A 26,518-nucleotide genomic window follows, 5' to 3' on the forward strand; every position below is an offset into this window, starting at 1 on the left:
TTATTTCGTATCAGGGGTTTCGAGTTTCTGGAAGCGGCTGTCAGCATTATCCGTCTGCTGAATCATTGGGTTTGTACCGATACGTTGATTGTCCCGCTCGATGATGGTCAGTACCGAGTTCCTCGCCAACTCTCGCTTCAGGTCCATTTCATTCTTCAACGCCATGATTTCGCGATCGAGTGCATCAATTCGGCGAGCACCTTCTTCCAGTGCGATAGGTTGATCCTGAGCATTTGGTTCACTCATACCTGTTGTCAGCATCCGGCGCATCAACAGAGCGGTTTCTACCGTATCAGACATGGCCAGCTCACTGGCGAGACGAACTGTCAGTGCAGTATTATCCGGGTCACGTTGCAACGCCTTAATAACGTTGGCCGTTACCGGCAGCCCACCCGTTTTCAACTTCGCCAGTTCAGTAGCCGTGGGTTTTACGGTACCATTAACCAGTTTCACCAGTTGCTCTATATTGTTCTTTGTGGCGTCTTCCAGCATCGGAGAAAATCCTGTACCAGCAACGGAAATACCAGGCTGATCGTCGGTATCTCCACTGGTGCACTGCGACGCATTGCTGCAGGTGCGCATTGAGCGATCACCAAGAACTTTCACCACAGCTTGTGCAGCTTCTTCAGCATTACTGAACTTACTGCAGGCACCACCGTTACAACTGGTGCCACTAACGGTTTCTGAACTTAATACGTTGAGGCTATTCATCATGTTGTAACCTGCAGATGCCAAATCATAGGTCGGCCGGATAGCCTTCTGCCCTTTTCCTCCTCTTATCTGACCACCAATCCATTTTTTGCCAGCGGTTCCATCTGCATTCTGATATTTTTGGTCTGCACGTATTGCGTCCGTTTCTCCGCTATTGACGAGCGATTTATACTCTTCAGCGATAGCTGCCTGGCTCCACTTGCTGGTATCACTGAAATCCATCATTTTCTTCGCCATGTTCTGACAGTTCAGTTGCGCTTTATCGAATGACACGTTCGCCTGCAGGACACCGTTGGTCAGCATGTCATACAGCCCCGGGTTCGCCCGCTGGATCAGCATCGCCGGCAGGCTGACCACCGCGCCAGTAGCCCCCTGAATAACGTCGCCCATCAGGTTTTTAAAGCCATCGGTTACGCCGTTTAACTGGTTGCCAATGGTGGTTTTGAGGTCAAAGTTGCCGCACATCAGGTCACTGCTCCACCCCACATCCAGCCCCAGTTTTTTCATATTGCTGCGCGTCGCCGGCTGCGATATCACCGACCCACCGCCCAGGGTATAAAACAGCTTGTCGGATACCGCGCCGTCCACAGATTTGCCATAGCCAAACGCACTGTCATTCACCTGCGGCAGAGAAATTGCCTGAGCAGGGGATATCGCTGAGATCAGCATCATTATCAAAGCAGGCAGGCATGCAAGAGCAATCCCAGTCAGAATAGTAAATAAAGTATTAATTAATTTATCGATGTTCATTACCTTAACCTCTTCTTATCAAATATCAGTACTGCTCAGGAATTTCTGGCCCTGGCGCTTACAGCAGCTGTACGGCTGCCACAGAGCAAAGGCCGCATTGTTGTCGCTGGCGGCGGTATGGCTGCCATCAGGAAATACCGCACAGCTCTGGCTCAGCTGCGGCACCAGTCGCTGCCACTTATGGTTTTTTGTGCCGGTATTTTCTGTTACCGGGTCCGGCGGCCAGTAACCATCCTGCTTATGGCCCTGCAGCACCTGATAGACATGGGGCTGACCGGCGCGGGTGATAATGTCAGCCACCCGTTGGGCGACCAGTGCAGAGGCTTTATCATCATCGGTCTGGCTGACAAACCCTGAGCGCGGATAGACGTTGCCCCACATATTGCCGGCAACCTGGTTGCCTATTTCCCTCAGGCCAGGAACCAGTGCCTCGGGATACAGCGATTCAGGCACGCCTGTTCTCCAGGCAACAGAATCCAGTGTGCTGAGGAAATACGGCATCAAGGGAGTGGCGGCGCTGTCGCAGGAGTAACCGGAAATGCTGCCACCGATAATGGAGGTAGAGGGATGTCCGATGGCGTCTGCGTACTTGAAACGGATGCTGGAATGGCGCTGCCCCGGGTTCTTCATATCCGCCGGATTCGCACCGCCGGCAGAGACTCCGGACAGGCCGCTGGTGATGGCATTCTCCAGCCCTCCGGATGCCTGGCTGACAAAAGCCATTTCAGCCCAGGGATTACCACCCGGAGCCACATAGGTGGACACTACTGCTTCAGGGATATAGTGGGTAACTTTTACGGACGTTTTGACGGTACAACCAAACGGCGTACAGAACAGCCAGTAGCAGATACCGCTCACCCGCCAACTAATACAGTCCTGAGAAACGGCACTGGCCACTATCTGTGCTGTATTTAACGCGGCAAATGCTGCAGGTATTGATGCAGTGACCAGAACGGCGGCGACAGCGGCAGAGCAAAGCGTTTTCCTGAGCCGGGAAGGGGGGTGATTCACTGTCCACCTCCTGCCTGCTGACGCAGCTCTGTAGCCCGTACCACATCGGTAGTGCCGTAAACTACATCCCGATCGTTAAAAACGACAGCGGGCACCTTGCGGATGCCGAGTTCCCGTGCATGCACTACCTGGCGATATGCCGTGACCAACTGCTGCTGTTTTTGTTGCCACTGGGGGGAGGACATCACCTGTTTTGCCTGCAATGTTGCCAGCTCCGGGTCAGCCGAAAGCTGACCAAACATTTTCAACTGCAGGCGCTCAGGCTCATCCAGCAAAACAACTACGACATCCGGGGAAAGATTTTCAGGTAAATGCTGGCTGTCGGTATAAAGCACCGTGCCCGCCAGCACCGTCGTCGGCAGAAGCGCCGACAGAAAGATAAAATGACGTAATTTCATTGAGAGACTCCATCAGACCAAATCGCCTGACAGCGTGCTCCCCGGCTTTCAGGAAAGCTGCAATAAACTAAAAATCCGTGGATAAAAGTTAATTCATTAACGCTGTTAAAGTTGATATCGTCCCAATACCCATCTAGTAAATACGGGTATTAACTCTAACGAGTTGTTTAACAGAGAGATAACAAGAAAAAACGTACAACAACGTGGTCTGATAACACGACAAGAGGACATTTTAATGAAGTTAAAAAAATATCTGTTTGCAATGGGTTGCCTGCTTATTGCAGGACCATCACTGGCGGGACAGGCCCATGTATGCCACTCCCAGCCAGTTACAAACACAGCAGCCAACGCTGCTTTGACAGATAAAACGGTATTCAACTGTGGCGAAAATCTTTCCGGCACGATTCCAGAACTGGCCAGCAAAGGCTGGAAGATCGTACAGCAAACCGATCAAGCAGACATGTCAAATCCTGCCAGAACTTACGCACAATTGATTATTCAAAAAGACTGATAAAACGAGTCAAACAGCAGATCGGCTTCTTTCATCTGTTATGTTAAAGGCCGGAAAGTGGTACCTCTCCGGCCTTAGTTACGTTTCCATTATCAGTTCAAAAGCTGAAGCAGATTTCGGCTCAGTTCTCTTACGCCGCCCTCTCTTAATGCACTACCACACCATTCAACCACAGCACCAGATAGAGCATATCGGCCGTATCCGTCACGGTGATATACCAGCGGGGATGCTCATATTCCTCATCCGTTGGCCAGCTTTCCTGGCCGCTGACGTTGATAAGGATATTTACCGTCCTGCGCAGCCTTCCTTCAACTGTTACGGCCACGCAGCTGCTTAACCCGACCCGATGGGGATGGCAGATAACCGTTACCGGATCTGCAAGCCTTTGCCGAATATACCTATTTAATTTACGAAGGTTCGCCTGTGTTTCTGCCGATATGCGTGGTTCACTCTGTAATGGCAGTGTAAAAACGTTATGCGGCTGATCCTCTGTAAAAATGAACGCCTGTGGAGTCGGATATCTGAGAGTTAACATGCTGCGCTCCTTTCTGCACCACCGCAATCGAGACCGCGCAACCGGTCAAGCTTGCGCGCCACCCATTTAGCCGCTTCCAGCTCACTGCAATTATGCTCCCGCATCAGCTTCCGGCGTTCTGCCTTCTCGTCTTTCTCTGTCATACCCAAGGCAAGGTAAAGGCTCGGCGGCACCGCCCGGAATAGCGCCTCAATGCGTTTGGCCAGCACCACCCCTTCCGTATAGCAGCCGGATAGTTTACGGGCCGACAGCAGCACCGCCTCCTGTTCAGGTGTAAGTGCACGGAATCTGCTGATATCTTTCACCTCTTCTGGTGGCATAGTGAGGCAAATCCACCACTCCGCCATATTCAGCATTTTCTCGGCAATATCCGGGTAGTCCTTCAGGTTCTGGGTGGCCAGCCACAACCAGGCACCCAGCTTACGCCACATCTTGACCACTTTTGTCATGTACGGCGACAGCAACGGGTTGACGGTCACGATGTGTGCCTCATCAACAGCAAACACGATATCGCGGCCGAGATACTGGTCACGCTCCGCGATGTTATTAATCATGTTGGTCATCGAGACCATGGTCAGCGCCATCTGCGCTTCGTAACCCTCACGGGCCAGGTGCCCCAGGTCAATCAGCGTCACATCCGCTTCCGGCCACAGCTCGCCTTCACGGTTAAACAGCTCCGCCTCAAAGCTGCCGGGCTGGGTGAACATGCCCAGCGCCTCCGCCATCTCCGCGGCCTTCGCCCGGCGCTGCGCATTACGAACGGTACCTCCCTCCTCGCCTTCACTGGCCGCAATGGCGTTCAGTGCCGCCTGTAAATCAGAGGGCAGCATCTGCCGGTTTTCGTTGTAAGATGTGTGTGCGGCCATCAGCAGTGCTTCACGGATCATCGCGCGATCGGCGCGTTTCAGGTCAGCCTCTTCTTTCGGATCGCCGCCGGTGATCATCATACGGGCCGAGATTTCCATCTCGCCCAGGATATCCCGCTTGTCTTCATTTTCCTCGCCAGTATCGTCATCAATGTCCGGCAGGTCCGCTTCATCCACGGCAACCGCAATCCCTTCCTCAACCAGCCGGTGCGCATCCGCGAACGGCGGCAGACTGACGCCGCTGCCGGGTTTGATACTGATTTTATTAACCGTCAGGCCCAGACTTTCAAAATAGTCAGCCTGCAGGCCAAAGGAGTTGCCGGCTTCGGCGATAAACAGGCGCGGGCGGTGAACCGCCATTACCTGCGAAAACATGGTGCACAGCGTGGCGGATTTGCCGGCGCCGGTCGGGCCGAACAGCAGCAGGTGTGCGTTCTGTGTCCGGTCCTGCCGGTTGAGCGGGTCAAAGGTCAGGATATCCCCGCCACGGTTGAAGAAGCTCAGCCCCGGATTGCCGGTGCCGGTTTCACGGCCGGTCACCGGCAGCAGGCCGGCAATGTGCTGTACCCAGGTCAGGCGGGTGTACCAGTGTTTTTTGTCGGTATCCGGATCGAAGCACATCGGTAATGCACGCAGCCACGCATTAAGCGGCCCCACCTCGAACTCCGGGCGAACCGGCTGCAAGCCGGCGCCCAGCAGCACGGTGGTCAAATCAAGCCGCTTACGTTTCAGGCTCTCCGGATCATCGCCACGCAGCAGAAACGTGATGCCGGCCCGGTACAGCTTGTGACGATTCCCCAGGTACTCCTTCACCGTATTCACGTCCTGACGAACGCGGCCGGATTCAGTATTTTCCCCTATCGCGTTTTTGGCCAGCCGGTTAAACGTCTCTTCCAGACGGTCCTGGGGCTGAACAACAACGGTCATGCACATCATCGTCCCTGCCGGGAACATATCCATCAGGGCGTTGATTTTCTTCTCACCCCGCGGCATTTCCCCTGTGATCGCTCCCGGTACCGGCGGCGTGCGCAGCCGCTCAACCGGCACCGCACAGTGGGGTTTGTTATCGATCCACCACACACCATTCTCCGGGTCGGAAACCGGCGGCGTGAACCACAGCGTTTCCGCAAAATCATTACGCACCGGCATTTCCCCGTCCGGTGCATCCCCGGGGACCACATAGGCCGCCTGACGATACAGGGTGGTTTTATCAACCCAGTCCGGTGCCGGATTAAACAGGCGCAGCAGCCAGCTGTGCACCTGCAGGCCGTTCTGGCGGGAGCAGCGGATACCGGTACCGCCCAGCGCACTGACCACCCGCTCACAGGCCTGATTGAGCATGGCCACCGGCGGCATCGGGTCACGGGCAGCGGATTTTCCGAGCCAGCGGTACACAACCATTCGGGTGCGGCGCTGTTGCCCCCGCCACGGCTGACCGGTGACTATCGCGTCGGTAAACAGCCCCTGTGGCTGTGAGATACTGCGGATATGCCGTTCCATCTCGCCCAGCCAGGCCTCCGTAAAGGCGGTGCGCTGCGCATGCGGCTTCACATAGCTGCGCAGATGATCGAGATACGCATCCGCATCCTCCTCGTCCTGGCAGAAAAATTGCACCACCCAGGGATTTTCGTCATATTCGTCAAAGCTGTCCTGCAGCGCATCCTCCACCGTATCGCGTATCTGTTCCAGGCGTTCATCGGTACGCCCTTCGGTGGCCACCGGCGTGACATCGTAGACGGCGCCCACGGAGACGCCATCATCGAGCAGCAGACACTGCTCCTCGTCCAGAAACTCCACCCAGGGCAGAAAATCAATGATGGAGGGGTTGGCATGATAAACCCGGGTTTCATCCTGGTGGGTCATGCACCCCGGGCGCGTCAGCGGCTCACGGCCATTGATGGCGAGCCTGGATTCGGATTCACCGGCAGTGGCTTCAGCCCGGGGCAAAGACGTTTTTTTAAACAGCGAAAACATTACAGGGCCTCCGTACGTTCACCAGGCATCGCATACTGCGTCTGACTGTAAAACGGAAACACCGTGCTGTATCCTGGAACCGGCGTGTTGCCGCCGGCCAGGTGAGGATACAGGTACATCACCATATCGGGGTTCGGCAGACGCGGGAACTGCTGCGTGATTTCTGTCTCCTGAGTGCGACTGTAACTGCGATCGTCCTGTGCAGCCGCCTGATGTTCACTATCGGTCAACGGCCGGTGCAGGGATTCCCGTGCAGCCGCCTGACGGGCGGTACTTCCTCCGCCGTCAGCACCGTTCCACAGCTCCAGCATGGAATGGTCTCCGGCGGGCAGCATCTCTTCTTTCGTCGTCGAACAACCGCTGACCAGCAGCGCTCCTGTGAATACCATAATGATCGGTTTCAGATTCATTTGTTTCCTCTTCAGTCCAGACCGCCGTTATCGCTGACGCCACCCGGCAGGGTGAAGTCGTAGCGAACCTTACGGCCCTTGTCTTCGTAATCTATTGCCAGCTGGCGGGTAATGTGTACGGCCAGTGTCATGCCCGGTGGGACGTAGATGGCGTCAAATGTCTGTCCGTAACGCTGTTTCACCCAGTCAGCGGTTTCCCCCATGCCACCGGACAGGGCTTTACCCAGCGCTGCCTGGCCGGCGCTGCCGGTCAGCGTGGAGGAAATGCCGTTAACGTTATTCTGCGTGGTGTACTGTCCCTCGCTCAGGGCATCGCCTGCCGCACTGGCGGCGGACAGGCCGAACAAAGTGGGCAAATAGGTGGATGCATTGGATTTGCGCTCACCGCTGATACAGGGAATACCGGCATTATCGGAAATCCAGCCGATGCCGCCATCGGTACCGGTTTTATTCTGTGTATTGCCGTTACCGGTATTTTTCCCGCTGGCAGGTTGGGGAACGGTACGGACAGTGCCATCTGCAAAAACAAAGGTAATGCTGTTAACCTGGCCCCGCACACAGGATAGTGTCCAGTCGCCAGTGGCGCTGCCGGATACAATCGCGCCCTCAACGTCAGGCAGCTCGATACCATTAGCTGTAAGATTATCCTTACCTATCAAAACCTTGAACGGATATGGATCGGTCACAGTGCCATTGATTGGGATTCGCCCCAACAACGCTGTCATCGCCCGGCTGCCCACCAACGTGGAGTTTTCCGGCAGGGTATAGGCAGGTTCAGCGCTGTCCTGCGCACCTTTCTCATTCGTGTAACCCTTGACCTGCTGTTCATAAGCAGCTTTCTGCCGGGTCAGAGGATTGTCATCCAGGAATGACGTCGGAAACGTCGGTGCCTTACCCTGGGCCGCATCACGCGGATCGGGCTCTTTCTGATCGGTCGGCGTGACCCACATCAGACCGTCATTGCCCCGGGTGGCGCTGCTGCCGGGGTTCCCCCCGAGACCATCTAGCCCCAGCCCAAGCGGGATATCGCTGTCGGAGCCCTGTTTTCCACCCGCTGAACCGGTGGTTTTCAGTTGCTCAGACAGCGCCTGTACTTTTGCCAGCAGGCTGGTCTGTTCATCCTGTAGTTGCTGCTGACGTTTGTCATAGTCGCTACGCAACCCCTGTACTGCCTGGTCAACCTGACCGGATATGTTAGTGCCGTGTTTACGCAACTGCTCATTCTCTTTCAGTAAGTCGGCATTCTGCTTATCCAGTATTTTCTGACGATCGCGAACGTCGTTCAGTCGGCCAATCAGCGTACGCAGGGTGTCTTCCGGCGTGTCGCCTTCCACGCCAAGAGCCTTCAGCTCATCCGGCGACAGATTTTTCAGCGCGGTGGTCACATCGGCCGGCGCGCTCTCCTTCGGCTTTTCCTCCTTACAGCTTTTCAGGCCCACCACCAGTCCGGCGACTATCACTGCCGGAACAATAAACTTCACCACGGTATTGGATTTAATCTGCATGGCCCGCCTCCTTCTTAACCGTACGGACAGCCTTACGAACGGCAGACGGTTCCGCGATAAACGCCTGCTCTGGTCGGGGCCCCGTCACGATATAAACCGTGGTGGTGTCTTCCGGCGTACCAGCGGGCCCCAGCCAGCGATGCTGGAAGGTCGCGGCGGTAAACTGCCCCTGCAGGACACGGGGATCGAGAGTGATTTTGCGGCTGGCGGTGTTCTGCAGGCGAATGGCCACCACGGCCCGGTTCGCCACTCCCCATGCGGACAGCGGTGTTGCCCGCACCGGCTCAGAAGGATACAGGGTGGTGATGCGTGCCGGCAGATGTGGGTTTACCGGACGAATCCCGGGGACGGCTTCAATGGTACGCAGCGGCGCATACAGGCTCTGTGCCGCATAGCGGGTGAGCAATACTGGGACAGGTGCACTGTATTGCACCTTTTTGCGCTTTGCCTGCGTGCCATCATCTCTGCCGGGCGCTGTATGCTTCGGCTGACCGGTCGCGTCTGCACTGTTAGCACTGTTGAGCGTTGTCACATCGCCGCTGTAAACCAGACGGACAGGCTCGGCCGGCCCCTTTTCGCCGGCGGTGACATCGAGCAGAATCACCTCGCCACTCTCCACATCCTGCAGCTGAAGCCGGGTCTGCGGAAAGTTACCGTCGGCCTTCAGATACACGGCGCCCCCGGTGCTCTGCACCCGCAATTTTCCGTTCAGTGCCGGCGGAAAACCCACCCGCACATTTTTGTCCACGAACACCACCCGCTCCTGTCCCACCTTCAGCGGTATTTGTAGTGGAATACGCTCCCATTTCATCAGTTCGTCGGCCTGAGCCGGTGAAACCAGCGCAGCCGCTGGCATCAGTGACAGAGACGGCGCCATCAGCCCGGCGCGGGCATCATTTCGGGTCATCATCACTGGAATACTCCTGATTTTTTCGAGGCCGGGGCCGGCGGCGCCGCTTCCAGGCGTTGAGGAATACCGTCATAACAGTCGAGCGCCAGTCCGAACGGGTTACGCTCAGCATCACCATCCCATCTCACTACCTTCAGCGGATAGCGAACCAGAGCACGCTTGACTGGTTCAGCATTGAAATATTCATCAGCCACCAGATCGAGACGTACCACCCAATGATCACGGTCAATTACACTCACACTTTTCGTCTTGTAACCCCGCCCAGGAATTTCATACACCACACGCACGCGATTCAGCAGCTCACTGCCACGCTTTTTCACATCAGCTTCCAGAAAGCTTCGACAGGTTGGTGTGAGGTATGGAGACAGCGCATTAATTTTTGCCGGATAGTCCACATCGCCGTTCTTCGGCCAGGCATTGAGCTGCTGGAAGATATAGAACGCGAAGCTGTAAACGGACGGTGCCGGCACTTCCCACCAGGGGCGGGTGCTACCGCTGCGTAAATCCGGCGGGTTATGAATGGTCAGGCTGCGGGGGGCCAGCATCCAGCCCGCGCTTGTTATTAGGATAAAAAGAATCAGCACGCCGCAGGCAATGCGCAGCGTCAGGATGTGCTGGTCCCGGTTTTTAACCGCATGACGAAAACGGCTCATTTTTGTCTCCCGGTACGTTTCAGGGACCATCCCCGGGCATCTACTATCAGGGAAAGGTTGCCCAGGCCATGGCGTCGTTTGAATACCTCCAGTCGCTGCCAAATCCATGCTTCCGGCTTACCTCGCTTGATACGGCTAAGCCATTGTCCGCCAAACGCGATGAGCGGCAGCGGTGTCAGCAATATGCCGGTGGGTACAATGACCCAGCCGGCGACAGGAATAAAAGGTAACGAGAGGAGCAGACCGGCTACTGCACCGGTCAGTGCAGCCAGGCCCAGCTCCGGGGTGGTAAACCCGCGAAACACTACGGGCTCGCTGTTAAGTCGATCGGGCAGAAAGCGAATGGTCTGCTGCATAAGGTGGCCTCAGAGAATAATGCCGGCAGCTTTGCCCAGCAGCCAAATCACCACGACAAGAAGTACCGCTCCGACAACTACAATCGAGCCGAATTTAGTCCAGGTGGCTTTTTCATTCCGCACCTCGGTAAACGTGTGAACGGCTGAAACAGCTACCATCGTAAACGCGATTGCAGCAATAACCAGGCCACCGATTAAAACTCCATCCTGAAGATATCCTTTGATCTGGCCTGTCAGTCCACTACCACCACCGGACTCGGGAGGCTCAACGGTTGGCAAATCGGCCAGCGCTGGCTGACAGGTCAGCCAGGCAAGCAGAGCCAGGGACATGATCCGGGCCGTAATACACCTGATACCGTGATTCAGGTGAGCAATAACACAATGAAAAGGTTTCATTTTTTCTCCTAAAGATTAATAAACTGTTTTGATTTTTCAGCTGGCAAACATCCAGATGCTGACAACAAGTAGCAACACAGAGCGAATAGCAAAACGTCCCAGCGCAGCAGAACGGACCCTTTCATGACTCCAGCCAGTCCAGACATCCACCAGTGCCCATGCAGCCCAAAGGAACAAAAATGCCAGCAGTGCACCGATACAGGACAGGTGCAGAATGCTGATGTCGATGTTTCCTGAGCCGGCTTTAAATGCTGCGGACTGATTAGCATTCATCAGGGACGCTCCCGGCGGTAATCACCGCCGATATGCAATGACCGGGGCTGCGCCCGGGAGGGTTCCAGATAGCGCTCAACACCGCCCCGAATCGTGTTCAGGTCTGATGTCGCCTGGCGGTAGTCAAAGAAAAAGCGCCCACGCGCTGCCGGATCGGCCTGAGCGGCAGCGACGCGGGCCCGTTCCAGCGCTGCCTGCACCTGGTCCAGCTGACGCAGGACCGAGGCCAGTTCATCTTTCTCGGCAGCCCGGGTTGACGTTGATACAGATAAAGCGGCCAGCAGCAGCAGGCCGGTGATGCCCGGAATGCGGGCACCTGGGCTCCGGACCGGACAGGATGGGTTCATACACACCTCCACAAGGGTTAAAAGGTGCGTACAGAATGCGCAGGACAGGAAGAACGGTCAGCGATAAACTCTTTTTGCGATGATGAAAATTAAAAGTGAGTTTGTCTCTGAAGAAATTTGAAAGCGACTGACGCGCCAGTAACCGTTGTTACAGGGCTTGTCTGCTGACGGAGGCACACAAAAGCAAGTTTTGTACGCCTCCGTCCAGCTTATACTTACAGGTACTTTTTAAACGATGCTGTAGTCACCGTAATCGCCGTTCCCAGCAGAATCGCAGCCGGTAACAGCAACAGGTTGGGATACACTGCCGCTGGCCAGGAGAGATACAGCATCACCGGCACCACCACCGCCGGCTTCACCATCTTTTTGGCATGATGATAGACAAACGAACTCTCATAGCCGGCACCATAGCGCCGCAGGTCACGCCGCCCCAGCCCCTCGACCAGCGCAACCATCACTACCATGACAAACAGCGGCAATGACAGCACCAGAATCGTCACCCGGATCAGGGTAATTATCGTTACCCACACCGTGGCCATCAGATATTCATGCAGATACCCGGCGAGCCATTCACCCCAGCCGCTCAGCTGGCGGGTCAGTTCATTATCGCTGCCCATCTGCAGCGCATACTGCTGCTGTATCCAGCCCGTAAAACCACTGTCCACAAACAACCACTGGTATGCGGCCGTCACCCAGTTGACGACTGTGAGCGATGGCTCTGACATCAGCAGGCTGCGGGTGAACTCCGTGGACAGCCAGCCCAGTTCAGTGTTCATCACCGCCTCGCTATGTGCCGCGCCAGCTTCCGGCCAGAAAAAGGCGATCCCGATATATTCCATCAGCAGGCTCAGCATCAGTGACCCCAGCAGCATACCGAACAGCGCCCATGGCCAGCCCCAGAGCAGGTTATACAGCAGGCCATGCGCTTTTTCTCTCTCCTGTCGGGGTTGCGCCTGGCTGTTACGCGAAGGTTCAGCCATGTTCACCTCCGGCCCCGGCCCGGACGTTCACCGACGTGTCATTCCACCACCCTTCTCCACTGTGATAGTTGCGCCGCATCACCTCCGCTATCTTTTCGATGTTTTCCGGCATGTGAACATCATCGACATCACCCGCCGGCAGCGGCATCCGTATTTTCCATAACTGACCGCCTTCTATTAGCGCAAATGCCTGGCCTTTCGGCAGGGTGACGATATCGGCCGGCTCCAGCAGCGGCACCTTAACCGTTCCCACGCGGTCCTGAGTACTCGATGTAAAGTCCTGTCCGGCACTGACATCGGCGGTGTCCTGATGACCGGACACCAGGGTTTTGGTGTAGATCTCCACCTGGGGCAGCTGCGTGGTCAGCAGCTCGGCGGTTCGGTTTTCCCTGACGCGCAGCATAATCAGGTTATTGAAGTTACCCTGAACCTGCGCCGTTTTGGCCGCATTGCCGATACGGGCCTCAATATCCGACGATGTCTGGGTATAGGCGGTAACCTGCATACCGGCACCGCCCCCTTTGTTGATGAGCGGAATAAACTCATCCCCCATCAGCTCATTAAACTCGTCACAGTGCAGGTTTACCGGTATTTTCTCCTCCCTGGCGCCCGGCAGACCGGCGGTGATACCGTGTTTGTAAATGTGACCGGCGACACTCACCAGATCGGCGAACATGGAGTTCCCCACCGCACTGGCCACTTCACTGTCGCTGAGCGCATCCAGGCCGATATACACCACGGCTTTTTTACGGATCACCTGCTCCCAGTCGAATATTGGGCGCATATCCTCCATATCCAGATAGTCCGGCGCCAGCAGTTCAGCGGTCTTGCCCGTGGTCAGTTTCTCCAGCAGTGGCAGCAGCGATGCCACGATTTTGTCAAAGTAGGTGCGGTCATAGCGAACCGCGCTACGCAGTCCGTCGAGAATAGGATCATACAGCTGCTTCCCTTCCTCTGAACTCAGCGCCACCTCAATGGACCAGATTCGTACTGCGTCAGGCTGCCCCTGCATATTACGCGGAACATCGTCTTCCCCGAGCACCTGCGCATTGTTCTCAATCTGTGTCTGCAGCGACGGCAACTGCTCATGTATAATCTTCTCTGCGTAGCGGATATACAGATCAGCGATATTATTTACATAGCGCATAATAAGGGTGTAATCCGGGCGTTCGCCCAGCGCCACCAGGGCCCGGGCGATGATATTGATAAAACGCCAGGCAAATTCCCGGAATGCGGCGCTGTTTCCTTCCCCTGACAGCTGGCCGGCCACACGCGATGCCACCTCTGACACACGGCCAAAACGGCCAACGGCGTTATAGCGAGCGGAAATCTCCGGCCAGCCCAGGTGAAAAATATACAGTTCATCACCGCGGCCGGCACGGTGTGCCTCCGCCCAGACCCGCTTCATCAAATCAGCATCGCCTTTGGGATCGAATATGATGGTCACCTCACCGCGGCGGATATCCTGAGTGATCAACAGCTCCGCCAGGCGGGTCTTTCCCACGCGGGTGGTGCCATACACGATTGTATGGCCAACACGCTCACCCAGCGCCAGACTGACATCCACTTCGTCAGGCTCCACGCCATGCAGTACTGGATTGCCCCCCACCGGTGGCAGTGGCCTGACGGGGTTCAGTGGGGAATCCCGGCTGAGCAGTTTTCGCACCCCGGGCACCGTCTGGTCCGTTTTCAACTCCAGCCACCGGGCGGCCCGATAAAGCCGCCCGGGCTGCAGGTACTTCGCCACCTCAGGGCGCAGCGTGTCCTGCAGCCGCTGGGTGTGCTTCTGTGTCCAGCGAAATCCCCGTCCCAGAAACAGACGGTGCCGGCTGACCGGGATCTGTTTTGTCCTCATAACATAGCGGGGCAGACGGGTCAGGTTGCGCCGGTAGCGGATGATCTGCGTACCCTGACGGAGCCGGGCTGCGGCCAGAACACCAAATCCGGCCGCAGTGACATAGCTGACGGAAGGGGCCAATGCTACAGCCCACGGTGCCCTGATGCAGACAAACGCAGCGACGCCCGCAACGACAGCAGTATTCAGTTCAACAGCAGGCCGCAGCAGCGCTTCAATGACATAGCGGTTACTCATGAGGCTCCTCCTTTCCGCCCGGCGTATCCTCCGGCCAGCGTGTAATAGCACTGCGACTTTCTCCGCTTTCGGTACGGGCAGCGGCCCGGGTTACGCTGTACCAGGCCAGATGGCAGGAGAAGCGTCAACAGTACACGAATCTCCGGGATATCCTCGTAAACCACATACTGGTGGAGCAGGGCTGCTAGTATCACTGCGCCCAAAAGAAGGGACGGCCAGATAAAAATCTCCCGGAGCAGGCGAATGACCCACACACTCAGTGTCCATAATGAAAAAAATCGCATCACACAGACTCCTTAATCAGAACGGAAGGAATGCCGCGCAGGCCTGCACACCACTCCGGTTTGCACGCCAGCAGATCCAGCAATCGCTGGCCGCTGACAATGTGCATACAGGGTGACGTTGAGCAGAAAGCACGACTTTTAGGGCCGGTACGGCCGGTATGAATAAATAATCCCGGGGACGCCCGGCGCTGCAGCGATGTATCAAAATCCCGGACATGGGCTGGGTTGATGGCGTAGCGGTAACGTTTGGCCTGAATCAGCCAGTACTGGTTATCGATAATGACCTGCCCGTCGATACCACCATCGCCGCTGTAAGAGGTATTACGCACAACCCTCAGCCCCTGATGCTCCAGCGCCAGCAACAGCAATTCCTCAAATACATAAGGGTTAATTTTGCGCAGGTACCGCATACGCTGGCCGTCCCCCGGCAGAGTGCCCAGTTTTTCCAGCACCCGTGCCGCCGCAGCCTGATAGCGACGGTGGCGACGAACGCTGGCTTTCTCCCGCTGGCGAAAGCTCAGACGCAGCATCACCACGATAAACAGCGCCGCCAGAAGCAGGGCTGGCAATGGGTTGACCATCAGCGCAGCACTCAGTTGCAGTGCGCTCATCACGGCTGTACCTGTCGGGACAATCCGGTATCGGTGATCAGCACCGGGTAATGCCGTAACTGCAGACGGCGGGCCAGCTCAGAGCCGGATGCCGGCACCATCGGAACACCGGGAGCCAGATCCCGCAACGACTCAACAGCCGACGCGCTGTCAACACTGACAATCAGACCTGCCGCATGCCGGGTCGTCAGCGCCTTTGCATTCTCTGCCAGCCACACACGCGACTGTACGTCGTCACCGATAAGGAAAAGCGCACCAATGCCCGGCAACTGCAGCGGACGATCCTCCACCGCCCCCGGCGTCATCTCCGGCGTGCTGATCGGAAACATCGCTATCGCAGAAACTAGCGGCTGTATGGTTGCTGACAACGCCTCCGACAGGCCGGGTTGTTTATCCTCCCACTGACAAAAACCAAAAAGCAGAGTCATCACGATAAACAGCCCCGACAGAAGCAGGGCCACCCACGGGTTGTCCAGTGCGCTCATCACGGCCGTACCTGTCGGGACAATCCGGTGTCGGTGATCAGCACCGGGTAATGCCGTAACTGCAGACGGCGGGCCAGCTCAGAGCCGGATGCCGGCACCATCGGAACACCGGGAGCCAGATCCCGCAACGACTCAACAGCCGACGTGCTGTCAACACTGACAATCAGACCTGCCGCATGCCGGGCAATTAGCGCCTGCGCATTCTCCGCCAGCCAGTACCGCGACTGTGCGTCATCACCGATAAGGAAAAGCGCACCAATGCCCGGCAACTGCAGCGGACGATCCTCCACCGCCCCCGGCGTCATCTCCGGCGTGCTGATCGGAAACATCGCTGCCATCGCAGAAACTAGCGGTTGTGTGGTTGCCGGCGACGCCTCCGGCAGGCCGGGTTGTTTATTAATGCCATCAAAATAAGGCGTGGCATCCTCCCCGCCGAGGTCAGCGAGGACGTTCAGTCCGGCATGGCCCGTCAGGGGCAGAAAAAGACACATCATTAAAAACCGTTTTTTCATCAGGGTTCACTCCCGGGCTCAGTCCAGATAAAACCAGGTTCAGGGGCAATGGCTGCCACTGTCTGAGGTAATAAAGAAGGCGGCAACAAAGGGGGCTGGCGGGTCGTGCCGCTGAGACGGACAAGATGACGTTTCACGATAGTTTTGTATCGTGCTGCAGCCTGCCCACCCGCCGGATGGTGATAACAACCGGCCGCATCCAGCCAGCTACCCGGCTTACGCTCCTGGCACTCGCGCAGAATGGTGGCTGCGGCATTGAGATTGGTGTACGGGTCAAACGCCTCCCAGGTGGACGCAAACAGATGCCCGTTCCAGCCCAGGTTTACCTGAGCCAGACCGACATCAATACGTTTCAGGGGGTAACGCTTTATGAACACCTGCAGCGCCCGCCAGGCCTCCAGTCGGCTGGCGTAGCGGTATCCCTTACCCGCCACGTTAATCGTCCACGGCCAGGGACGGCTCACCACCGGCAGATTTGTCTGCTGCCTGACTACCGCAGCAATCGATCGTGGCGCCATAGCGGTTTCCGTCAACGAGACAGCATAGAGCGCTTCCGGCGGTATCCCGTGCGCAACGGCCACCCGGATATACCCTTCCGGTACAGCCTCACCCGCAGCAGATGCACTGCCGTTTCCCGACAAGACCAGCATCAGGGCGATCAGAACGCGGCGATATGCCATCCTTTTTCCCCCTGTTGCAGCAATACCGGCATTTTGCCATCACCAAAGCGCAACCAGCGCCCACCGTCATGATTCAGCGTAACCTGCCGGGAACGGACTTTTTCCGCCGGGATACGGTGAGCGCGAGCCCACTGGCGTAACTTATCGTCACTCCCCTCGCTGTCGACCAGGTAAATATCAACCGGACGATTGTCACTGAGCACCGCAGACAGCCGCGCATCGCAGGTCGGACAGTCCTTCGACTTAACGAACAACGCCAGACGCCCCCCGGCATCCCGGGCAACACCGGCAGCATTCCCCAGATTCACCGGCAGTCTGTCCGGATAAAGCCGTTGCCAGGCGGCATTGATTTCCCACTGGAAATCCAGTTCTTTTTGCGTACGGACAAACTCCTCTTTAACCCATTTTTCCGCATACTGACGGCGCTCTGCCGGCGTGCGGGCCTCAATCCCCAGCGCCGACAGCGGATCCAGACCCGGGGACTGAATCCCCCTGGGGCCATTCATCAGTTGCTGATACCGTTGGTAATCCTCCGGGCTTAGCCCCCATTCGCCGGCTTTCTGCTGCAGGGATTGCGTCTGGCTCTGTGTGGTTTGCGAGTTTTCAACGACGGAGGTATCTGTGGCCGCCTGAGCCTGCGAACTCAGCATGACCAGCGCCAGAAAGGTCAGTTTCAGTTTCATGATGGTTTACTCCACCTTAAGGGCAGTCAGGCGCCCGTTGACACGGAAAGTCGCTTCGCTGTAACCGGCACGCACCAGCGTCCAGCCGGAGACGGTTTCCCCTTCCCCGATAAGCGCTATCTGCGACAGGCTGTGGTAACCGCGGGGGGCCACCGCCGCCCACGACTCCGCGCCTCGTCTTTCCACGCCGGTCAGCACAAACGGCGCATGACGTACAGTTGAACGGGGTTTAACGGGTAACTGTTTTTTGATCTCTGTCGGTGTTTTTCCCGGAGCCGGAGTCACAGCCGCCGGTACCGCTTTCAGGGCATTCAGTTGTTCAGCAAGCGCACTCAGCCGGGTCTCCATCTCCTGCTGCACCTGTTGCAGCCGTGCGGCAGAGGCCTGCAGAGCGGTCAGTTCCTGCGAAGGCCTGGTCCGGGCTTCAGTGTCTTTCTGCAGTGTGGCCACACGCTGCTGGTTATCGGCCAACCCGGCCTGCAGCGTTGAGACCTCCGACTGAAGGGTGGATAACATCGTGCTGGTTGTGCCGGTATTGTCCTGCGCTTCCAGACGTGAAAGGCGCATATCCAGATCAGTCACGCCGCTGACGAGTACATACAACACAAAACCGGCCGCCGCCATCATCAGGCAAAGACAGGTGCCAACAGCAGACCACCATGAACGCAGACGCCTCTTTTTCCCGACGTGTAAAGACTCAGTGATGTTCCTGTCGCTCATTTTTTCAGAAACCCTCCCTTAGCCGGGACGGGTGCCTGCCAGGGAGTCCGGACAGGCGGTAACTGGCTGGCCGGTAACTGATATCCGTCGCGCAGGCTGTGGCAGACCACGCGCTGAACATCATCAACCTCCAGCTGCCAGGCCGGGCCCGCCATCACCTGCAGGGCGGTGCGCAGGCGCATGGGCCCCAACTGATACTGCACGGCCGGCAGTGGCTGGTGGTACAGAACACCGTTTGCCGGTCCCGTAGCACAGAGAGAGTAACCGGATTGCTTCAGCGCGTAGCGCAGGGCATCCGCCACGGTCGGATGCAGGGATGACGGAATACGGATATCAATAACCTGGGACAGCGGATCGCGCTGGGCAACCATCGGAGCCGTGCTGACCAGCAGATAACGGTCATAACGCACCACCTCCGGCGTCCGGGCATATTCATCAGGCGCGACGGGCTGAACATTGCGGGTGACAGTCACGGAAGGCGTGAGCACCGCTGCATCACGCTGCTGTAGTTTCTGAGGTGGAGAGGAGCAGCCGGCCAGTAAAAGCAGCGGCAGAACAGCGGTAAGGGTCTTACAGCGGGAATGAAGTTTCATGTGGGATTTCCATTACAGTGATTAACAGGCCTCACTGTGCGAAATCCCCCCGCATTCACTCAATTAACAACTGATTTTCCATAAATGAAAAAAAACGCCGACCGGAAGGTCAGCGTTAAGGGTTGTGTATAACGGTAAATCAGTCAGGCCAGAATTCCGGATCCATCACCTGTTCAAATGTCCAGGGGCACGTTGCCGGAAAAACTGAACGCCGGATATTGGTTTCACGTTCAGCCGAAATAATGGCCAGACGCCAGGCGCTTTCTGTAAGTCCCGGGAGACGATTTCTGAGGCTGGGGTTTTCCGCTAGTAATTCAGCAACCTGCAAACGCTGCTCCTCAATAGTCAGTTTCCAGCTCCGGCTCTGGCGCTCGGACTGATACTGCCACTTGAGCAGGTGCATGAACAACACCCTGAGGCGGGATTCCAGTTCACGACGTTCGCTTCTTCCCATCGCTTCAATTTCCTCCAGCAGATGCTGTGTGTCCAGCTCTGACAACTGACCGGAACGCAACAAATCGGCCTGCTCCTGAGTCCAGCCGTAGAAATCATTATCGTAAAGAGTTCCCATAGGAGCCTCCGGTTAGTAAAAGAAGTTATGGCATACTGTTACTACAGAGCATACCATAAACAAAACAGGGGCGTAAAAAGCAGCCCCGGGCGTTAAATATCAGAGCGCATATATGGCAGATTTACCCGTTCCATAGCCCCGCCCGACAAAGGGGATATCATCACCGAAGGGCTCACCCGCAGCATTACCTGCCGATGGCTGCGCGGTTTTAGCGGGTTGCGATTTAGCTGGCTGTCCACTGTATGCCGGCGCAGAGGGCTGCTGAGGCTCGCCCCATCCCCCGGTTTGTGATCGGGAGGATGTCTGCGAACGGCTACCCAGCATCTGCATGACGCCATTCACGGAAACCACCACCTCGGTGGTGTAACGATCCTGGCCATCCTGCCCCTGCCATTTACGGGTACGCAGCTGACCCTCGATATATACCTGAGAGCCCTTACGCAGATATTCCCCGGCGATTTCAGCAAGCTTTCCGAATATCACCACCCGGTGCCATTCAGTCACTTCTTTCATTTCACCGGACTGCTTATCGCGCCACTGCTCCGATGTTGCCAGTGATAATGTCGTTACCGCTCCGCCATTATTGGGCATATACCGAACTTCGGGGTCCTGACCGAGATTTCCAACCAGGATAACTTTGTTAATGCCACGTGAAGCCATGTTTTTCTCCTTATGTCCAGGGCTGGCAGCGCTGTGTCCAGCCACCGCATTCAAGCGCTTTCTCTGCCAGTTCAAAGGTATCGAAATATTCTTCCGATTCTCTGGAAACAGGACCCTGATGATTCATCGTGCCAATGTAATAGCCGGCATTGTTTTTCAACACCTGCAGGGATAAGTGAAAGCCAGCGGCTGCAGCCAGAACGCCTTGAGAATTGTTCATGATTTGTTTCCTGTAAAAGAAAACAGGCCTCCCTGACGGAGAAGGCCTGTTCAGGGAGGTGAAGGTAAAAATGGTTCAGAAAGAGTTTTCAGCGTATTCGTGCTGAGCAGCACCAGTCTGGGGCGGCACGGAGTCCGATTCAGCTTTGAAAACCATATCCTGGCCTATCTTGATCCAGTCCACTTTGATTAAGCGGGCTTTCAGGCTGACACGCTGTTCGCCGGCATGCTCGCCTTTGTTCAGCGTAAAGATGTCGGTGGATGGATTACTCAGATTGAATCCCAGCAAAACCTTCTTGTCCTCATCAACGGCCTTATGGCAGCGGGCAATCAGGCTGGTTGCCTCTTTACCGGCAACCACGACATCGAAACGGACATACGACGGGTTATCAGTCGGGCCACTCAGTGCATTAATGACGCAACTGAGAAACGAGCCGTTCTGATGGTTAACCTGTCGGATATTACTGAGATACCCCAGGCCTTTAATGGTCAGATTGAAGTATTCAGTTTTGGCAGTAGTGTTGTTAGCAGACATGATGTTTTCTCCATGGAGGTAAAAGAGGTACGACGGAGAAAACATCAGCCCTGACGGGGGTTGTTTTCCCGTCGGGGAGTCAGAATCAGCTGTATTCTGACAGTCTGGTAAGTTGAGTGAAATGACCTTCATCGCCGCGTCATAGCGCGCCTAAACTAAACTGGCGATATCTGCTTTCAAAGGTGAGCAGGTTTCCCCACAGAATTCTCTGTGCTCTCCCTTCTCAGGGTACGGGAGAGTTTATGTAGCCACCCGAAGGCGTTCCTCACAGACTACAGGAACATTAGTGGTCGTAAAAACGACAGTTCAGCCATGCCATAATTAAACCGCCGTTAAAAAATGTCAACCCAGAACCGATAAAGATAATCGCAATTAACTGTATTTATAGGTAAACCTGCTTCAGGGGGAGCGTATAACAAAAAGGCGCTGTTACCAGCGCCCTGGGGTCAGTACGTAACCCGTGGTCATTATTCTGTTCTCCGGGGAGTATCCATATTCTCCCTGGCGCGGTTTTCACGGAGGTTTCGCGTCTTACAGTCCGGTAGTGTGCAGGTACCGACTGTCGGGCCGGCCAGCGATAAACCCCGTTATAAGTTTACCGGCAGCCCCTCGGCCAGCGGGGTACTCATTGCATCAAAGCCCGGCAACCATAGCAGAACTGGCTCACAATGTGTAGATGGAATCAGTTGCCGGTCGCCGGTGATTTTGCTGATTTTGCTGTAGCGCCTTTTCTCTTACGGGCACCGGCTTTTTTACTTTTCCCGCCGATAATGCCGTTACAGTCCGGATAGCGAATGCATCCCCAGAAATCCCCGTTTTTCCCTTTCCGTTTACGGGTCGGTCCCTTGCAGACCGGGCAGGGCGGCGTGACCGGCGCCGTGATTTTTATTCCCTGACTGCGTCCCTTTTCAATCAGGTGGCGGGTCCACTGCTGTTGCTTCTGCATGAAGACGTCCAGCGACATTTTTCCCTGCGCGATATCGTCCAGCGCCTGCTCCCACAGGGCGGTCATCCCCGGGCTGGTCAGGGTGTCGGGCAATGCGGCAATAAGCTCCCGGGCCAGCTGTGTCGAACGGATATATTTTCCCTTCTTCTCCAGGTAGTTACGTTTAAACAGCGTCTCCAGTACGCCGGCACGGGTCGCTTCCGTACCCAGCCCTGCGTTATCACGCAGCACCTTTTTCAGCTTTGGATCGCTGACCTGGCTGGCCGCGTTCTTCATGGCCGCAATTAATGTACCCTCGGTAAACGGTTTCGGCGGCGCGGTGACTTTATCATCCACCACGGCTCCACTGACCGTACAGCTGTCGCCATTACTCAGTGGTGGCAGTAATGACTGCTCCTCTTCACCTTCAGCGCCGTCTTCCGGTTTTTCTGCCTGGAACAGACTTTTCCAGCCGGTGACCACATTCACTTTTCCGCGGGTTCTGAACAGCTGTCCGCCAATATTGAATGAGGCATCGGTAACATCAGACTCCTGCAACGGCAGGAACTGAGCCAGATAATGCAAACGAATCAGCTGATAGACCTTCAGCTCATCATCACTCAGGCGTGAAATATCAAACGCCTGCCGGGTGGGAATGATGGCATGGTGCGCCGTAATTTTTTTATCATTCCAGACCCGCGAGACAAATTCCCGGTCCAGTTGTGCCAGCACTGGCGCTATCGACGGATCTGATTTAGCAACGGCAGACAATACCTCAGGAATTTCCTGCTGCATGGATGTTGGCAGGTAACCACAATCGGTGCGCGGATAGGTCGTCGCCTTGTGCGTCTCGTACAGCGACTGGGCGATTGAGAGTACCTGCTGGGCACCCAGCCCAAATTTCCGGGAACAGATCTGCTGCAGCGTTCCGAGATCGAAACACAGCGGTGCAGGCATTTTCTCCCGTTTCTGACTGACCTCCAGTACAGCGGCGCTTTTATGCTGCTGACACAGCTGTGCAACCGCCTGTGCAGCCTGTTTATTAATGCAACGCTTTTCATCGTCACAGTACTGAGTAACAGGAACCCAGGTTGCATGGAAACGAATCCCATCCTTCTCAAGTACGGCCTGCACCTGCCACCAGGGAACCGGAACAAAACGGGCAATCTCGTTATCGCGGTTCACCACCATGGCAAGCGTGGGCGTCTGTACCCGTCCGACAGACAATACTTCTGAGATACCGGCATCACGGGCCTTCAGCGTATACAGGCGCGTCAGGTTCATACCAATCAGCCAGTCGGCCTGGCTTCGGCCCTTGCCGGCATCGTACAGTCTGGCGGTTTTTTCTCCGGGCAGAATATTGGCCAGCGCTTCCCTTACGCTGGCTTCATCCAGTGCCGACAGCCACAGGCGGCGTACAGGACCATGGTACTGGCAGTATTCCAGCAGCTCCCGGGCGATGACTTCCCCCTCCCTGTCAGCGTCGGTAGCAATCACCACCTCACTGGCCTGCTTCAGCAGTTTACTGATAACCGTAAACTGGTCCCGGGTCTGGGATTTTACTACCATCTTCCAGCGCTCCGGCTGGACGGGCAGCACGTCTGCCCGCCAGGGTTTACCAAATTGCTCCCCGTACGATTCCGGATCGGCCTGCTCCAGCAGATGCCCAATGGCCCAGGTCACAACGGTATTGCCATCCCCAATAAATCCCTGTCCACGCCGGCTGACGCCCAACACCCTGGCAATATCCTTTGCCTGTGAGGGCTTTTCACACAGATAAAGTTGATAAAGTTGCATAGTCTGCCTCAGCGTTTTTCCAGCGGCGGAGAAAACGACGAACGTATTTTACCGGAGAAAATATCGGGATCGGGTTCGCCCAGTAGCTGCACCGCCTCTCGCCCCCGTTCGGTCAGGTTCAGGATATCATTCCGGTTAACCGCAACGGTGCGGTAATGCTGAACGGCGCCATAAACCTTACGGATGGCGTGACCACCATTATTAAGCCAGGTATCACGCTGAGTGCGGGAGATAAGACCGTAATGGAATGCCTGGAAGGCTTTCATCGCCAGCTGATCATAGCCGACCAGCAACCAGACGCAGCGGTATCCGAGGGGAGAACGGCTGTAGACCTGAATATTCAGGGGCTGGCTGGATTCCACATCCGAGAGCGTTACGCCTTTGGGGATATCAGACAGGGTACTGTCGAGAACAGAAACATACCCCTGAATTTTGTCGGACGCGGCTTTAATCGCCTCTTCCATTTTTACCAGCACCGCATCGGCATAGGGATTATCCGCAGCAGCATCGCGAAACGCGATCCCTGCCCGGGAGATAACCTGCGGCATACTGATAATCTCATGGCGGCTGTTGTCGTCATCGCGCCTGCGCCCTTCCCAGAGCCGAATTGCATACCAGGTATGCAACAACATGGAAAGTGATGACTGCAACGCCCCGGGTTTTGGTACCGGTGCAGTTTTCTTTTCAACGCTGTTTTTCTCGTCAGCCATTCAGGCCCCCCTTTTCCTTTCAAGTGAATAATGATGGACGCACTTCCGCTTGAAATAGTCCCGGACAGGGTATGACGGGACAATCAGAAACCAGATCCCGACAGAATAAAATTTCAGGAGGGATATCACTGCAGGCACTGCCAACGCTGCTCACATTTTAACCGCTGTTGCCACTGGCAGCGCTGTCTATTTTTTAATCACCGTTGGCACTACCAACACTATTCACTTTTTAATCACTGTTGGCACTACCAACACTGTTCACTTTTTAATCACTGTTGGCACTGCCAACACTGTTCACTTTTTAATCACTGTTGGCACTACCAACACTGTTCACTTTTTAATCACTGTTGGCACTGCCAACACTGTTCACTTTTTAATCACTGTTGGCACTGCCAGCACTGTTCACTTTTTAATCACTGTTGGCACTGCCAACACTGTTCACTTTTTAATCACTGTTGGCACTACCAACACTGTTCACTTTTTAATCACTGTTGGCACTGCCAACACTGTTCACTTTTTAATCACTGTTGGCACTGCCAACACTGTTCACTTTTTAATCACAGTCTTAAGTCTGGCCCGGAGCTGGCTCACATACTGACGGGCCTGCTGCTCTGTCACTGGTTGCCCCGCAGGTTGACAAGCTGGCACAAATGGTCGCTGCTCCGGGCGTGGCTGCGGTTTATCCTCTGCGACGGCTGTTCCAGGATTTAGATTCAGCTGTCCCTCCCGGGCTTTTTTCATCATCGCCAGCAGCCAGCCGGTAGGGTTTGCCACCTGTCGGCGGTCCAGCATGATTTTCAGGCTGGACAAAATCTGCCGGGATTGCTCTTCAGGCAACGCCTGCAGCTGGCCGTTCAGCATCATCCGATCCTCAGCGGAAACGATGCTGTTCAGAATATCCGGGAGCAAATTGCCATCGGCAACGTACGTATTTTTTTTCACACTCTGTGTGATACTACGTACGTAATGGTTCGGTTTCCGAACTTTGTGGTAACCTGCTGATTTTACTGGCAGTTCGGAATCCGAACTCTGTGCATCCTGTCTCTGTTTTTTACTGAGTTCGGCTTCCGAATCCGGTGATTTTTGCCCGTTTTTTATTTGCCGGAGACAGGGTTCGGTTTCCGGACTCTGTTCCCTGACTGCCTGCCGGGCTGCCATCTGCCGCCCGTCCTGTGGGCTGCCCAGACGAGTTTCCAGCAGGGAGAGATGGCTGCGGTAATGACGCATGGTGGGATCGGACTTGATCTCCTCAAGAATTTCCCTGGCGGTCTGGCTAATTGTTTTGTTTTTGCTCCGGCAGGCATCGACGACCGTATCCAGAAAACGTGGATCGAAGGTCTCCGCATCACGGAACGTTAACGGCTCATCATGCTGAGCGTAGATATTGCCCCGCACACGGCCATATTCGTCGCGTACCCGTTTACAAAGGCTGAGCCAGCCGGTTATTCGCAGCATCAGCAACACCCGGCTGACCGTCTCCCGGGAAGCTTTCCCCTTTCCCGGGGACGCCAGCTGCAGCTGCAGCTCATCATAAGTGGGGAACACGGCCCCCTCATTATTCTGCGCGTACAGGCGGATCATCATCCAGCCCAGCTTGTCGAGCGGGGACAGTCGGGTATCCAGAAGCAACCGACGCGGGATGGCATCATGGACGTTCCCGGTATACAGAAGACCACTGCGTATCCGGCCATCCTCATGCAGAGGTTTCGTGGCCAGGCGGGCATTCATTTTCTCCAGCGTATGTGCAATCAGACTGTCAGCCGGCATCATGGTTATATATATCCTTCTGTGGTCATTCGCAGCCATTCCGTTCACAACATTCAGAATAAGTACGCTTATTACTGCACCCGACTGA

At 55.8% G+C, this 26,518-nt stretch carries 30 protein-coding genes; 1 reads left to right on the forward strand and 29 read right to left on the reverse strand.

Features of this window, described 5'->3' with window-relative positions:
• From C7M51_RS14745 to C7M51_RS14755, 3 genes are all read right to left on the reverse strand, one after another.
• Window positions 1–1,383, reverse strand: coding sequence for an integrating conjugative element protein (locus C7M51_RS14745; RefSeq protein ID WP_244323845.1), 1,383 nt, complete (start codon window positions 1,381–1,383; stop codon window positions 1–3).
• A 96-nt stretch (window positions 1,384–1,479) separates the two neighbouring features.
• Complete coding sequence (locus C7M51_RS14750) at window positions 1,480–2,472, reverse strand: TIGR03756 family integrating conjugative element protein (RefSeq protein ID WP_141177978.1); 993 nt, start codon at window positions 2,470–2,472, stop codon at window positions 1,480–1,482.
• A complete protein-coding gene (locus C7M51_RS14755; protein ID WP_141177979.1) occupies window positions 2,469–2,870 on the reverse strand; it encodes a TIGR03757 family integrating conjugative element protein in 402 nt (133 codons plus the stop codon). The genes C7M51_RS14750 and C7M51_RS14755 overlap by 4 nt, the downstream gene beginning before the upstream one ends.
• 235 nt (window positions 2,871–3,105) lie before the next feature.
• Between C7M51_RS14755 and C7M51_RS14760 the strand changes: the two genes are divergently transcribed.
• Window positions 3,106–3,381: a hypothetical protein gene (locus C7M51_RS14760; RefSeq protein ID WP_244323738.1), complete on the forward strand. Its 276-nt coding sequence runs from the start codon at window positions 3,106–3,108 to the stop codon at window positions 3,379–3,381.
• A 145-nt stretch (window positions 3,382–3,526) separates the two neighbouring features.
• On the opposite strand, the gene C7M51_RS22485 is transcribed toward C7M51_RS14760, so the two are convergent.
• From C7M51_RS22485 to C7M51_RS14890, 26 genes are all read right to left on the reverse strand, one after another.
• Entirely contained in the window at window positions 3,527–3,706 is a 180-nt protein-coding gene (locus C7M51_RS22485) for a hypothetical protein (RefSeq protein ID WP_244323739.1), read from the reverse strand.
• Between the two features lie 203 nt (window positions 3,707–3,909).
• Entirely contained in the window at window positions 3,910–6,756 is a 2,847-nt protein-coding gene (locus tag C7M51_RS14770; protein ID WP_141177981.1) for a conjugative transfer ATPase, read from the reverse strand.
• Window positions 6,756–7,166 carry a TIGR03751 family conjugal transfer lipoprotein gene (locus C7M51_RS14775; protein WP_141177982.1) on the reverse strand — a complete coding sequence of 137 codons (411 nt, stop codon included), beginning with the start codon at window positions 7,164–7,166 and terminating at the stop codon, window positions 6,756–6,758. The genes C7M51_RS14770 and C7M51_RS14775 overlap by 1 nt, the downstream gene beginning before the upstream one ends.
• Before the next feature lie 11 nt (window positions 7,167–7,177).
• Window positions 7,178–8,671 (reverse strand): TIGR03752 family integrating conjugative element protein, encoded by a 1,494-nt coding sequence (locus C7M51_RS14780; RefSeq protein ID WP_141177983.1) that lies wholly within the window; start codon window positions 8,669–8,671, stop codon window positions 7,178–7,180.
• Entirely contained in the window at window positions 8,661–9,581 is a 921-nt protein-coding gene (locus C7M51_RS14785) for a TIGR03749 family integrating conjugative element protein (protein ID WP_425281018.1), read from the reverse strand. Before C7M51_RS14785 ends, C7M51_RS14780 begins: the two co-directional genes overlap by 11 nt.
• Complete coding sequence (locus C7M51_RS14790; RefSeq protein ID WP_141177984.1) at window positions 9,581–10,234, reverse strand: PFL_4703 family integrating conjugative element protein; 654 nt, start codon at window positions 10,232–10,234, stop codon at window positions 9,581–9,583. Before C7M51_RS14790 ends, C7M51_RS14785 begins: the two co-directional genes overlap by 1 nt.
• Window positions 10,231–10,590, reverse strand: coding sequence for a TIGR03750 family conjugal transfer protein (locus tag C7M51_RS14795; protein ID WP_141177985.1), 360 nt, complete (start codon window positions 10,588–10,590; stop codon window positions 10,231–10,233). The genes C7M51_RS14790 and C7M51_RS14795 overlap by 4 nt, the downstream gene beginning before the upstream one ends.
• Before the next feature lie 9 nt (window positions 10,591–10,599).
• On the reverse strand, window positions 10,600–10,986 hold the full coding sequence (locus C7M51_RS14800) for a TIGR03745 family integrating conjugative element membrane protein (protein WP_141177986.1): 387 nt from the start codon (window positions 10,984–10,986) through the stop codon (window positions 10,600–10,602).
• 36 nt (window positions 10,987–11,022) lie between these two features.
• On the reverse strand, window positions 11,023–11,259 hold the full coding sequence (locus tag C7M51_RS14805; protein WP_141177987.1) for a TIGR03758 family integrating conjugative element protein: 237 nt from the start codon (window positions 11,257–11,259) through the stop codon (window positions 11,023–11,025).
• A complete protein-coding gene (locus C7M51_RS14810) occupies window positions 11,259–11,606 on the reverse strand; it encodes an integrative conjugative element protein, RAQPRD family (protein ID WP_141177988.1) in 348 nt (115 codons plus the stop codon). The genes C7M51_RS14805 and C7M51_RS14810 overlap by 1 nt, the downstream gene beginning before the upstream one ends.
• 215 nt (window positions 11,607–11,821) lie before the next feature.
• On the reverse strand, window positions 11,822–12,586 hold the full coding sequence (locus C7M51_RS14815) for a TIGR03747 family integrating conjugative element membrane protein (protein WP_141177989.1): 765 nt from the start codon (window positions 12,584–12,586) through the stop codon (window positions 11,822–11,824).
• Window positions 12,579–14,678 carry a type IV conjugative transfer system coupling protein TraD gene (traD, locus tag C7M51_RS14820; protein WP_141177990.1) on the reverse strand — a complete coding sequence of 700 codons (2,100 nt, stop codon included), beginning with the start codon at window positions 14,676–14,678 and terminating at the stop codon, window positions 12,579–12,581. The genes C7M51_RS14815 and traD overlap by 8 nt, the downstream gene beginning before the upstream one ends.
• A 283-nt stretch (window positions 14,679–14,961) precedes the next feature.
• Window positions 14,962–15,573 (reverse strand): restriction endonuclease, encoded by a 612-nt coding sequence (locus C7M51_RS14825; RefSeq protein WP_141177991.1) that lies wholly within the window; start codon window positions 15,571–15,573, stop codon window positions 14,962–14,964.
• On the reverse strand, window positions 15,573–16,001 hold the full coding sequence (locus tag C7M51_RS14830; protein ID WP_425281019.1) for an integrating conjugative element protein: 429 nt from the start codon (window positions 15,999–16,001) through the stop codon (window positions 15,573–15,575). The genes C7M51_RS14825 and C7M51_RS14830 overlap by 1 nt, the downstream gene beginning before the upstream one ends.
• A gap of 56 nt (window positions 16,002–16,057) precedes the next feature.
• Complete coding sequence (locus C7M51_RS14835) at window positions 16,058–16,570, reverse strand: integrating conjugative element protein (protein WP_160622468.1); 513 nt, start codon at window positions 16,568–16,570, stop codon at window positions 16,058–16,060.
• Window positions 16,570–17,220: a transglycosylase SLT domain-containing protein gene (locus C7M51_RS14840; RefSeq protein WP_377090339.1), complete on the reverse strand. Its 651-nt coding sequence runs from the start codon at window positions 17,218–17,220 to the stop codon at window positions 16,570–16,572. The genes C7M51_RS14835 and C7M51_RS14840 overlap by 1 nt, the downstream gene beginning before the upstream one ends.
• Window positions 17,221–17,228: 8 nt before the next feature.
• Window positions 17,229–17,933 carry a TIGR03759 family integrating conjugative element protein gene (locus C7M51_RS14845; protein WP_141177357.1) on the reverse strand — a complete coding sequence of 235 codons (705 nt, stop codon included), beginning with the start codon at window positions 17,931–17,933 and terminating at the stop codon, window positions 17,229–17,231.
• Window positions 17,934–17,939: 6 nt separating this feature from the next.
• Window positions 17,940–18,653, reverse strand: coding sequence for a hypothetical protein (locus C7M51_RS14850; RefSeq protein WP_141177356.1), 714 nt, complete (start codon window positions 18,651–18,653; stop codon window positions 17,940–17,942).
• Entirely contained in the window at window positions 18,650–19,246 is a 597-nt protein-coding gene (gene pilL2, locus C7M51_RS14855; RefSeq protein ID WP_141177355.1) for a PFGI-1 class ICE element type IV pilus protein PilL2, read from the reverse strand. Before pilL2 ends, C7M51_RS14850 begins: the two co-directional genes overlap by 4 nt.
• A gap of 139 nt (window positions 19,247–19,385) precedes the next feature.
• Window positions 19,386–19,817, reverse strand: coding sequence for a DUF29 domain-containing protein (locus C7M51_RS14860; protein ID WP_141177354.1), 432 nt, complete (start codon window positions 19,815–19,817; stop codon window positions 19,386–19,388).
• A gap of 99 nt (window positions 19,818–19,916) precedes the next feature.
• The gene (locus C7M51_RS14865) at window positions 19,917–20,477 is read right to left on the reverse strand and encodes a single-stranded DNA-binding protein (RefSeq protein ID WP_141177353.1); all 561 of its coding nucleotides are present in this window, start codon (window positions 20,475–20,477) and stop codon (window positions 19,917–19,919) included.
• A gap of 10 nt (window positions 20,478–20,487) precedes the next feature.
• Window positions 20,488–20,697 (reverse strand): hypothetical protein, encoded by a 210-nt coding sequence (locus tag C7M51_RS14870; protein ID WP_141177352.1) that lies wholly within the window; start codon window positions 20,695–20,697, stop codon window positions 20,488–20,490.
• 75 nt (window positions 20,698–20,772) lie between these two features.
• A complete protein-coding gene (locus tag C7M51_RS14875; protein WP_141177351.1) occupies window positions 20,773–21,231 on the reverse strand; it encodes an STY4534 family ICE replication protein in 459 nt (152 codons plus the stop codon).
• Between the two features lie 682 nt (window positions 21,232–21,913).
• Window positions 21,914–23,953, reverse strand: a complete 2,040-nt coding sequence (locus C7M51_RS14880; RefSeq protein ID WP_141177350.1) for a DNA topoisomerase III — start codon at window positions 23,951–23,953, stop codon at window positions 21,914–21,916.
• A gap of 8 nt (window positions 23,954–23,961) precedes the next feature.
• Window positions 23,962–24,663 (reverse strand): PFL_4669 family integrating conjugative element protein, encoded by a 702-nt coding sequence (locus C7M51_RS14885; protein ID WP_141177349.1) that lies wholly within the window; start codon window positions 24,661–24,663, stop codon window positions 23,962–23,964.
• 546 nt (window positions 24,664–25,209) lie between these two features.
• On the reverse strand, window positions 25,210–26,433 hold the full coding sequence (locus C7M51_RS14890; protein WP_141177348.1) for an STY4528 family pathogenicity island replication protein: 1,224 nt from the start codon (window positions 26,431–26,433) through the stop codon (window positions 25,210–25,212).
• Window positions 26,434–26,518 lie beyond the last annotated feature (85 nt).

Origin of the sequence: Mixta intestinalis (assembly GCF_009914055.1) — a bacterium.
In the GTDB taxonomy this organism is placed as follows: Bacteria; Pseudomonadota; Gammaproteobacteria; order Enterobacterales; family Enterobacteriaceae; genus Mixta; species Mixta intestinalis.

What these genes read in the sequence shown, in the direction of transcription:
- C7M51_RS14805 (WP_141177987.1), bottom strand. Translation starts at nt 11,259, where the DNA reads ATGAATGCTAATCAGTCCGCAGCATTTAAAGCCGGCTCAGGAAACATC.
- C7M51_RS14775 (WP_141177982.1), bottom strand. Translation starts at nt 7,166, where the DNA reads ATGAATCTGAAACCGATCATTATGGTATTCACAGGAGCGCTGCTGGTC.
- C7M51_RS14870 (WP_141177352.1), bottom strand. Translation starts at nt 20,697, where the DNA reads ATGAACAATTCTCAAGGCGTTCTGGCTGCAGCCGCTGGCTTTCACTTA.
- C7M51_RS14790 (WP_141177984.1), bottom strand. Translation starts at nt 10,234, where the DNA reads ATGAGCCGTTTTCGTCATGCGGTTAAAAACCGGGACCAGCACATCCTG.
- C7M51_RS14795 (WP_141177985.1), bottom strand. Translation starts at nt 10,590, where the DNA reads ATGCAGCAGACCATTCGCTTTCTGCCCGATCGACTTAACAGCGAGCCC.
- C7M51_RS14840 (WP_377090339.1), bottom strand. Translation starts at nt 17,220, where the DNA reads ATGCTGGTCTTGTCGGGAAACGGCAGTGCATCTGCTGCGGGTGAGGCT.
- C7M51_RS14760 (WP_244323738.1), top strand. Translation starts at nt 3,106, where the DNA reads ATGAAGTTAAAAAAATATCTGTTTGCAATGGGTTGCCTGCTTATTGCA.
- C7M51_RS14845 (WP_141177357.1), bottom strand. Translation starts at nt 17,933, where the DNA reads ATGAAACTGAAACTGACCTTTCTGGCGCTGGTCATGCTGAGTTCGCAG.
- C7M51_RS14745 (WP_244323845.1), bottom strand. Translation starts at nt 1,383, where the DNA reads ATGATGCTGATCTCAGCGATATCCCCTGCTCAGGCAATTTCTCTGCCG.
- C7M51_RS14885 (WP_141177349.1), bottom strand. Translation starts at nt 24,663, where the DNA reads ATGGCTGACGAGAAAAACAGCGTTGAAAAGAAAACTGCACCGGTACCA.
- C7M51_RS14860 (WP_141177354.1), bottom strand. Translation starts at nt 19,817, where the DNA reads ATGGGAACTCTTTACGATAATGATTTCTACGGCTGGACTCAGGAGCAG.
- C7M51_RS14770 (WP_141177981.1), bottom strand. Translation starts at nt 6,756, where the DNA reads ATGTTTTCGCTGTTTAAAAAAACGTCTTTGCCCCGGGCTGAAGCCACT.
- C7M51_RS14830 (WP_425281019.1), bottom strand. Translation starts at nt 16,001, where the DNA reads ATGACTCTGCTTTTTGGTTTTTGTCAGTGGGAGGATAAACAACCCGGC.
- C7M51_RS14850 (WP_141177356.1), bottom strand. Translation starts at nt 18,653, where the DNA reads ATGAGCGACAGGAACATCACTGAGTCTTTACACGTCGGGAAAAAGAGG.
- C7M51_RS14880 (WP_141177350.1), bottom strand. Translation starts at nt 23,953, where the DNA reads ATGCAACTTTATCAACTTTATCTGTGTGAAAAGCCCTCACAGGCAAAG.
- traD (WP_141177990.1), bottom strand. Translation starts at nt 14,678, where the DNA reads ATGAGTAACCGCTATGTCATTGAAGCGCTGCTGCGGCCTGCTGTTGAA.
- C7M51_RS14810 (WP_141177988.1), bottom strand. Translation starts at nt 11,606, where the DNA reads ATGAACCCATCCTGTCCGGTCCGGAGCCCAGGTGCCCGCATTCCGGGC.
- C7M51_RS14755 (WP_141177979.1), bottom strand. Translation starts at nt 2,870, where the DNA reads ATGAAATTACGTCATTTTATCTTTCTGTCGGCGCTTCTGCCGACGACG.
- C7M51_RS14825 (WP_141177991.1), bottom strand. Translation starts at nt 15,573, where the DNA reads ATGAGCGCACTGCAACTGAGTGCTGCGCTGATGGTCAACCCATTGCCA.
- C7M51_RS14835 (WP_160622468.1), bottom strand. Translation starts at nt 16,570, where the DNA reads ATGAAAAAACGGTTTTTAATGATGTGTCTTTTTCTGCCCCTGACGGGC.
- C7M51_RS14785 (WP_425281018.1), bottom strand. Translation starts at nt 9,581, where the DNA reads ATGATGACCCGAAATGATGCCCGCGCCGGGCTGATGGCGCCGTCTCTG.
- C7M51_RS14815 (WP_141177989.1), bottom strand. Translation starts at nt 12,586, where the DNA reads ATGGCTGAACCTTCGCGTAACAGCCAGGCGCAACCCCGACAGGAGAGA.
- C7M51_RS14890 (WP_141177348.1), bottom strand. Translation starts at nt 26,433, where the DNA reads ATGATGCCGGCTGACAGTCTGATTGCACATACGCTGGAGAAAATGAAT.
- pilL2 (WP_141177355.1), bottom strand. Translation starts at nt 19,246, where the DNA reads ATGAAACTTCATTCCCGCTGTAAGACCCTTACCGCTGTTCTGCCGCTG.
- C7M51_RS14865 (WP_141177353.1), bottom strand. Translation starts at nt 20,477, where the DNA reads ATGGCTTCACGTGGCATTAACAAAGTTATCCTGGTTGGAAATCTCGGT.
- C7M51_RS14800 (WP_141177986.1), bottom strand. Translation starts at nt 10,986, where the DNA reads ATGAAACCTTTTCATTGTGTTATTGCTCACCTGAATCACGGTATCAGG.
- C7M51_RS14780 (WP_141177983.1), bottom strand. Translation starts at nt 8,671, where the DNA reads ATGCAGATTAAATCCAATACCGTGGTGAAGTTTATTGTTCCGGCAGTG.
- C7M51_RS14875 (WP_141177351.1), bottom strand. Translation starts at nt 21,231, where the DNA reads ATGTCTGCTAACAACACTACTGCCAAAACTGAATACTTCAATCTGACC.